This is a genomic window from Sulfuricurvum sp. (assembly GCF_036279695.1).
Classification (GTDB): domain Bacteria; phylum Campylobacterota; class Campylobacteria; order Campylobacterales; family Sulfurimonadaceae; genus Sulfuricurvum.
This window is the reverse complement of record NZ_DASUIQ010000090.1, coordinates 1-7896: the sequence shown is the minus strand read 5'-3', so window position 1 is coordinate 7896 and position 7896 is coordinate 1. Positions and strand designations below refer to the sequence as shown.

At 45.9% G+C, this 7896-nt stretch carries 10 protein-coding genes; 5 read left to right on the top strand and 5 right to left on the bottom strand.

The annotated features are described in order from the left end of the window. On the bottom strand, positions 1-96 hold a 96-nt coding region (gene rpmB, locus VFW36_RS09155), incomplete at its 3' end, for a 50S ribosomal protein L28 (RefSeq protein WP_329658507.1). 158 nt (positions 97-254) lie between these two features. Between rpmB and VFW36_RS09150 the strand changes: the two genes are divergently transcribed. From VFW36_RS09150 to VFW36_RS09130, 5 genes are read left to right on the top strand one after another with little or no spacing between them, the layout of a single operon-like run. After that, a complete protein-coding gene (locus VFW36_RS09150; RefSeq protein WP_329658506.1) occupies positions 255-1064 on the top strand; it encodes an HDOD domain-containing protein in 810 nt (269 codons plus the stop codon). Then, positions 1048-2442 (top strand): chemotaxis protein CheX, encoded by a 1395-nt coding sequence (locus VFW36_RS09145; protein WP_329658505.1) that lies wholly within the window; start codon positions 1048-1050, stop codon positions 2440-2442. Before VFW36_RS09150 ends, VFW36_RS09145 begins: the two co-directional genes overlap by 17 nt. A gap of 41 nt (positions 2443-2483) precedes the next feature. Beyond that, positions 2484-3125 (top strand): ribulose-phosphate 3-epimerase, encoded by a 642-nt coding sequence (gene rpe, locus VFW36_RS09140; protein WP_329658504.1) that lies wholly within the window; start codon positions 2484-2486, stop codon positions 3123-3125. Next, on the top strand, positions 3122-3709 hold the full coding sequence (locus tag VFW36_RS09135; protein ID WP_329658503.1) for a phosphoribosylanthranilate isomerase: 588 nt from the start codon (positions 3122-3124) through the stop codon (positions 3707-3709). Before rpe ends, VFW36_RS09135 begins: the two co-directional genes overlap by 4 nt. Then, on the top strand, positions 3706-4497 hold the full coding sequence (locus VFW36_RS09130; RefSeq protein ID WP_329658502.1) for a 3'-5' exonuclease: 792 nt from the start codon (positions 3706-3708) through the stop codon (positions 4495-4497). Before VFW36_RS09135 ends, VFW36_RS09130 begins: the two co-directional genes overlap by 4 nt. Positions 4498-4507: 10 nt before the next feature. Here VFW36_RS09130 and accA read toward each other — a convergent pair whose 3' ends face one another. The 4 genes from accA to fabG all read right to left on the bottom strand — a co-directional run. Beyond that, entirely contained in the window at positions 4508-5443 is a 936-nt protein-coding gene (accA, locus tag VFW36_RS09125) for an acetyl-CoA carboxylase carboxyl transferase subunit alpha (protein ID WP_329658501.1), read from the bottom strand. Between the two features lie 12 nt (positions 5444-5455). Beyond that, a complete protein-coding gene (locus VFW36_RS09120) occupies positions 5456-6673 on the bottom strand; it encodes a beta-ketoacyl-ACP synthase II (RefSeq protein WP_329658500.1) in 1218 nt (405 codons plus the stop codon). Between the two features lie 104 nt (positions 6674-6777). Next, positions 6778-7008 carry an acyl carrier protein gene (acpP, locus tag VFW36_RS09115; RefSeq protein ID WP_295010700.1) on the bottom strand — a complete coding sequence of 77 codons (231 nt, stop codon included), beginning with the start codon at positions 7006-7008 and terminating at the stop codon, positions 6778-6780. Between the two features lie 150 nt (positions 7009-7158). Then, positions 7159-7896: 3-oxoacyl-ACP reductase FabG (gene fabG / locus VFW36_RS09110; protein WP_329658499.1), on the bottom strand; the 738-nt coding region annotated here is incomplete at its 5' end.

Here is a 7896-nt window from a genome sequence, read left to right as displayed (position 1 = left end):
GTTTGGTAAAAAACGGCGTTTAGTTCTGTTTTTCGCGTGAGAAACGTTGTTCCCGCTCATTGGGCCTTTACCGCTAATAGCACATTTTCTTGCCATTTTGAGGCTCCTTGCGTAAATTTTAGTTGCGAATTTTATCTTATTGAACCCAAAGTTTACCTTAAGCAACGGTTTAACCCTTATAAAGGGTCGTTTAATCAATAGACTAATACAATATACACCTCTTTTAAAATAATTAAGATCGGATACTGTTACACGTGGTGACTCAAGAAGAAATATTACTTTATATCCAAAATATACCGCCTGCTCCTAGTGTTGTCAAACAAACCCTTGATTATGTACGTGTCGGTGATTTGACCAAAGCGGCAAAATGCGCCGAAGAAGACCCTGCGCTCAAACTCTACCTCAAAACATTGGTCAACCGCCCTATTTACGGATTTCGAAATGAAGTGAGTGACTTATCACAAATTTTCAGTATTCTAGGGGTCTCGACCGCTCAACAAATCATGTACAACTATCTTATGAGCCTATTAGCTCCAAAAGCGTGGAAACTTTTTTCTCTGGACAATCATGCTTTCTATGATTTGCAGGCCTCACTGAGCCGTAAATGGGAGAAAATTCTCAAACATCTCCAACTGCTTAATCACGATACCGAAAGTGCAATCACCCTCTTGCCCGCCAGTATTATCGTCTGTGACGCCCTTTTTGCCGAGCACAAAAGTGAAGTCGAGCAGCTCAGATCCGTCAAAGCACTCGATTATAATACTATTCTCTACCGACTCAGTAAACTAAGTTTATTCGATGTTTGCACCGAAATAGGGACAAAATGGGAAATGTCCCCCTCTATTATCCGCATTGTACATGCCGCCTCTGGGGCTGATAGCACCATTAGCGGCAATGAAAAAATCTTAGCTCAATGGATGCATTTGCTCCTTTTCTACGAGTTAAGCCAAAGTACGTATGTGAGTGCGGGATTAAACGAGTTTGTCGAATTTCAAATCGAATTCGTCCAAGACATATATGAATCTTTTATGCAGGTGGTGGGGAACGATGAGAGCAACAGTTAAAGGAAGAGTTGCCGTTTTCCATCCGCAGGGCTTTCTGGATGGGAACAACGCCCCCTCATTTCTAACCATTGAGGACATCAAAGCAACCGAAGCACTCAATATCGACATGCTCTTGGTATCACTCAAAAAAGTGATCTTTTTCAATAAAAACGGCTTGGATGTTTTTATACGTCTCTTGATTAACATCCGAAATCAAAAGCATATTGCCGTCGGGTTATGTGATTATGATTCGGCAAAGTTCAAAACGATCCAAACATTTTACGGAAGCAATCTCAATTTTTCTCTCTTTCGCACCGATAAAATTGCGGAACTCTTTGTTTCTACCAACAAAAGCGACTCAAAAACTGTTCTCCTGTATAACGATGATCCTTCTCAGCGCTCCGCGATGGCGATTGAGCTATTCGATTACGGGCATAATCCGGTAATTGCTCAGACCAAAAAAGAGTTTGAAGAGAAAAAACAGTCTCCTGATCTCTATTATGCAATCATAGAAGATACGTATTTGGGACTGTTCGGACAAAAAATAGCCACCCGCGTCACGGGAAATGCGATTATTTATACGATTGCCAATTTTCTGGATGCCGAAGTCGGAAACACTTTCAATATCGCCTATCACAACAATTCGCTCAATGTCGGCTTCCGGCTCTTCATCTTTGATGCCTATAAAGTGGTCTCGATGAATGTTCACGCGCTGAATTTTTTTACCAAACTCGCCTCTTCGGCAGCCGAATATAATGCAACGATCTGTTTTGTCGGACTCACCTTCGAAAAGACCCCTATTACCTTTAAAAACGACCTTGAAGATGCCGGGATGCTCTTTTTTGATCAGATGGATGATATTCTCAAGAACAAAAATCTGCTTCAAGAGCTTGGGGGGAGCAGTGCTACTTCGTCTAAAAACGTTAGAATGCTCACCAAAGGGCTTATTAATGAGCTCCCGGGGTTAGTCGATGCTACCGTCTCAACGCTCGCCATGATGACCAACGCCAAAGCGACCAAAGAGTCGATGAATATCCAAACGTTAGATATTAAAGAGTCAAAAAATCAATACGCCAGTTCGATCGGGTTTTACGGTGATTTGGATGGAATCATCATCCTCGTATTCCCAAAAGATATTGCAAAGAAAGCGTGCGAACTCCTCATCGGCGAAGCAACCGATAACGAAGAGTTGATCCTCGACTCACTTGCCGAGTTTGTCAATATCATCGGAGGGCGAGCCAAAGCGCTGTTGGGCGATAAAAAGAATCGTGTCGATATTACGTTACCGCGTACCTATATGGATGTCAACTCTCTGATGGAAATGGCCCAAAATAAAAAAGGGGTGCAGGTAGACCTTAGTTTTGAAGGTAGTCACTTTACTTTCTTCCTGACGCGATAAGTTTTCGCTAAAATGTCAAAAAAATAACGAAGGCTTCTCTTATGCTTATCGCCCCAAGTGTCCTCTCTGCCGATTTCGGTAATTTAGCGCGTGATGTCAATGCCATATGTGAGGCAGGGTGTGATTTGGTACACGTTGATGTAATGGATGGGCACTTTGTCCCTAACCTCACCATCGGACCTGTTGTGGTGAGTGCTATTGCACGTGCGGCGACCAAGCCACTCGATATTCATCTGATGGTACAAAACAATACTTTTTTTGTCGATCTCTTTGCTCCGCTCAAGCCCGAGTATATCACTTTTCATATCGAAGAAGAAAAGCATCCTCACCGTCTCATCCAGCATATCCGCTCACTAGGGATCAAACCCGGAATCGTCCTCAATCCGCATACCCCTGCCGAAGCGGTCGAATATCTCCTCGGTGATGTGGATATGGTACTGGTGATGTCGGTCAACCCGGGATTCGGCGGACAAAAGTTCATCCCGAGTGTCGTTGAAAAGATCAAACGCCTAAAAGTATTGAGAGACCGTATTAATCCAAACTGTCTCATCGAAATCGACGGCGGAGTAGGAAGTTCCAATATTCAACTGCTCAAAGATGCAGGGGTCGATGTCTGCGTCGCCGGAAGCTATGTATTCGGAGCTGATGATTATAAAACCGCGATTGATAGCCTCAAAGTATGAGAGTCAAGATCTGCGGCATTACCAATCTTGAGGATGCCCTCACAGCTATAAACGCGGGAGCGGATGCCCTTGGATTCGTCTTTTATCCCGAATCCCCTCGCTATGTTTCCCCTGAAGCGGCAAAAGCAATCATTTCGCAGCTCCCCCCTTTTGTCGAGAAAGTTGCCCTTTTCGTCAATGAAACCCCAGAGTTTATCCGTGCTACCTGCCTGAGCACTGGATGTACCCTCTCACAGATCCATTTTGACGTAGAGGAAGATTTCTTTGCAGAGGTCGGTTTCCCGACCCTTCGGGTCGTCCGTGCTAAATGCCGTGAGGATATTTTCACCTACCCTAATGAATACCGTCTCGTTGACGCGTATTGCGAATGCTTCGGAGGAAGCGGAAAACGGCTCAATATCGAGTGGTTTGAAGGGGTTGATTGTTCCAAAATCATCCTTGCAGGCGGTCTTGATGCTCAAAACGTCGCTCCGCTCACATCGTACGGCTTTTACGGTGTCGATGTCAGCAGCGGAGTCGAAGCCTCCTATGGGAAAAAAGATCCGAACAAAGTGATTTCGTTTATCCAAAAGGCAAAAGGGTGAAGATACTCGATCCCAAAATCATAACCCGTCTTGCCAAAAACGGTATCCCCAAAGTGGAATTTGACTCTCTCATCGGTGATGAAACCGAACTGGAACTGCTCAAAGCGCAAGGGATGAATATCGTTTTGGATAACGGTCTTTATAAATTTCAAAGCGCTATTTCCTCGATTGACGAAACCCTTTTTTGCATCGTTGACGTCGAATCCAACGGTTCCAAACCCGCACATCATCAAATTATCGAGATCGGTGCGGTCAAAATGCAAAACGGACATATTCTAGATACCTATGAGAGTTTAGTCTACTGCACCGACATTTCCGATCAGATTCAAGAGATCACCGGAATCAAACCTGAACACACCCTCAAAGCTCCCTCACTCAAAAAAGTAATGCACGAATTTCGTCTTTTTCTTGGAGATGCCGTCTTCGTCGGTCATGATGCCAAATTCGATTATAATTTTGTCTCGGCGATGATGGAGCGTGTCGGACTCTCCCGACTCCTCAACCGTTCGTTATGTACGATTGATCTGGCGGAGAGGACGATTGAGTGCGAGCGTTACGGATTAGCCTATCTTAACGATCAATTGGAGCTCTATAAAGAGGCAACCCACCATCGTGCCCTCTCTGATGCTATGACCACGACAAAGCTTCTCAAACGCACCCTTGCCGTGGTTCCAAACACCATTAGTACTACTGAAGAGTTGATTGCTTTTTCGAAAGAGGCAAAACGGCTAAAACGTCCGAAATTTAAAAAAGAAGAGAAAAAAGAAGAAGCGATAGAGAAGGAATAAGGGAGGAACCTTATTCGCTAAATCGACCCATACCGACAAGACGGTTGTAGCGTTTTTCGAGACGTTCAGCATCGCTTAACGCTCTTAGTTTGCCCACTTCACCGAGGAAATAGGTTTTAAGAGCATCCACTGCCCCCTCTTTGTCACGATGGGCACCGATAAGCGGCTCATCAATGACATCATCGATCAAATCCAACTCTTTCAAGTCAGCCGAAGTGATTTTTAGCGCTTTGGTAGCCGCTTCCACTTTGGTCGGGTCGTTCCATAAAATGGCGGAACACCCCTCAGGAGAGATAACGCTAAATACGGAGTAGCGCATCATAGCAAGGCGATCGGCAACACCGATAGCCAATGCTCCGCCGCTTCCCCCCTCGCCGATTACAACCGAAACAGTGATGGTATTGAGATTTGAGAGTTCGAGCAAGTTACGGGCAATCGCTTCACTTTGGTTACGCTCTTCCGCACCGAGTCCCGGGTAGGCACCCGGAGTGTCGATCAGCATCAAAAGGGGGATATTAAACTTCTCCGCCATTTTTGCCGCTCGAAGCGCTTTACGGTACCCTTCAGGATGAGGCATACCGAAGTTACGTTTGAGTTTATTTTTGGTTCCGCGCCCTTTTTGCTCACCGATAACCATGACCCGTTCATCACCCATATAGCCGAGGTAGCAGATAATAGAGAGGTCATCTCTGAAATGGCGGTCTCCGTGAATCTCATACTTTTTATCCAAAAGGAGATTGATGTAATCAAGCGCGTACGGACGGTCTTGGTGACGTGCCAATTGAAGCTCTTGATACGGGGAGAGATTAGCGTAGGTTTTTTGAACCTCTTTGTCCAAATCCTGCTTTAGGATCTCTACCGCATGGTGATCGTAGCGCACTTCTGCGGCAATGATCTCCTCTTGGATTTGACGGATATTCTGTTCAAAATCTAAATAGGTAGCCAACGGCTTGCCCTCTTATATTTTTTTGAAAATAACGACACCGTTAGTGCCGCCAAATCCAAATGAGTTAGACATAACGATGTTAAGTTCCGCTTTGCGTGCTACGTTTGGAACAATGTCCAAATCACAGTTTTCATCCGGTGTTACATAGTTAATGGTCGGTGGGATGATACCATCACGCATTGCCATAATACTGATAACCGCTTCGATACCGCCCGCTGCTCCGAGGCAGTGACCCGTTTGACCTTTGGTTGAACTCACCGGAGGACAGTTCTCTTTGGAACCGAACGCGATTTTAAGCGCTGCGGTCTCATTTTTATCGTTCGTAGGTGTGCTAGTTCCGTGCGCGTTAACGTAATCGACTTTCGGATTCCCCGCCATTTTGAGCGCCGCTTTCATCGCACGAAGAGGTCCCTCTAAACTTGGTGTCGTGATGTGGTTCGCATCACCGCTCTCACCGAAACCGATCACTTCCGCATAGATACGGGCGCCGCGTGCCACTGCCGCATCGTACTCTTCAAGTACCAATGCCGCCGCACCTTCACCCATAACGAATCCGTCACGTTCCGCATCAAAAGGACGTGAAGCATGTTTCGGATCATCATTGCGGGTAGAAAGTGCTTTCATCGATGCAAATCCGCCGATACCGACACCGGTAATCGCTGATTCTGCCGCAACCACGAGCATTTGATCCGCACCGCCGATCATAATCGTTTTTGCCGCTTCACTGATCGCATGGGTCCCTGCCGCACACGCTGTTACCGCAGAGAGATTCGGTCCTTGCAAACCGTGATCGATAGAGATAAATCCGCCGAGCATATTTACCAAAGCACCCGGGATAAAGAAAGGGGAGATACGACGAGCCCCTTTGGTTTCAAGGATAATCGAATTTTTCTCGATTGACGGAAGTCCGCCGATACCCGCTGCCGCGTCGATACCGAAGCGCTCTTTATCAAAACCTTCCGGAAAATTGGCATCCGCCATCGCCTCTTGTGCCGCTTTGATCCCAAGATGGATAAAACGGTCCGCTTTTTTAACTTCTCTAGCATCCATAACACTTTCAGGATCGAAGTTTTTCACCTCTCCGGCTATTTGGGCACTTTGCGTCGAAGCATCAAAGATGGTGATCATATCGATCCCGCATTCGCCTTCACAAATTGCTTTGAATGAGCTCTCTTTGTCATGACCAACGGCATTGATCATTCCCATTCCGGTTACTACTACTCTTCTCACATTTTCTCCTGATGGTGGATGGTCTGAAACTTTGGCTCCATTAAGCCAAACTCTTAGACCATAATTTTTAGATGGTGACTATCGAGGCAGAGCCTCGAAGGTTTTTAGTTTTTGCTTTCGATGTAGTTGATTACATCTTGAACAGTTTGGATTTTTTCCGCTTCATCATCAGGGATTTCGATGTCGAATTTCTCTTCAAGAGCCATTACCAATTCAACAACATCAAGGCTGTCAGCGCCAAGATCTTCTACGAATTTAGAATCCGCTTTAACTTCGTCCGGGTTAACGCTTAATTGCTCAACCACAACTTCTTTAATATCTTCCAAAAGTGCCATAATAGCTCCTGTTCCTATGAATAAAATCGGCAAATTATACCATATTTACCTTAAGAGGCAAAATTGCACTCTCCTTCGGCTATGCTTTAGGCATATAGCCTTCGGTTTCAAAGCTAAAAAATCCAAGCAGTTGGATTTTTATGACGCTTTTCACATAAACATCCCGCCGTTGACTTTGAGGGTCTCTCCGGTGATATAGCTCGCATGGTCACTGAGCAAGAAAGCGGTTGCTTCGGCAACTTCTGCGGCATTTCCGAAACGTGCCATCGGGATTTTAGCGGTGAATGCCGCTTTTACTTCTTCTTTGAGCTCATCGGTCATATCGGTTGCGATAAAGCCCGGAGTGATACAGTTATAACGGATACCGCTGGTTGCCGCTTCGATCGCAAAACTTTTGGTCATCGCAATCATCCCCCCTTTGCTCGCCGCATAGTTGGTTTGTCCCGCATTGCCTGTTTCACCGACGATAGATGCCATGTTGACGATGCTTCCGAATTTTTGCTTGCGCATCGCTTTCATCGCTTCACGACATCCGATAAACGCAGAGGTAAGGTTCGCATCGATGACACTGGTGAACTCTTCGGCTTTCATACGAAGTGCCAATTTATCATTCGTGATCCCTGCGTTATTAACGAGGTACGAGAGTTCACCGTCCGCATCGACGATGGTTTTGATCGCGTCGACAAACGCCGCTTCATCGCTCACGTCGAAACCGATCACCGCCGCTTTACCACCGGTAGCTTCAATCTCCGCTTTGATAGCATCCGCTGCCGCCGCACCGCTACGATAGTTGATCCATACTTTCAAACCGTAGCTTGCCAATACTTTTGCCACTTCCGCACCGATTCCTCGGCTTGAACCTGTTACCAATACATTTTTACCCGTAAA

Bases quoted from the DNA above. Each gene is read 5' to 3' on its own strand.
- acpP (WP_295010700.1), bottom strand. From the start codon at position 7,008: ATGGCACTTTTGGAAGATATTAAAGAAGTTGTGGTTGAGCAATTAAGC.
- VFW36_RS09145 (WP_329658505.1), top strand. From the start codon at position 1,048: ATGAGAGCAACAGTTAAAGGAAGAGTTGCCGTTTTCCATCCGCAGGGC.
- VFW36_RS09135 (WP_329658503.1), top strand. From the start codon at position 3,122: ATGAGAGTCAAGATCTGCGGCATTACCAATCTTGAGGATGCCCTCACA.
- rpe (WP_329658504.1), top strand. From the start codon at position 2,484: ATGCTTATCGCCCCAAGTGTCCTCTCTGCCGATTTCGGTAATTTAGCG.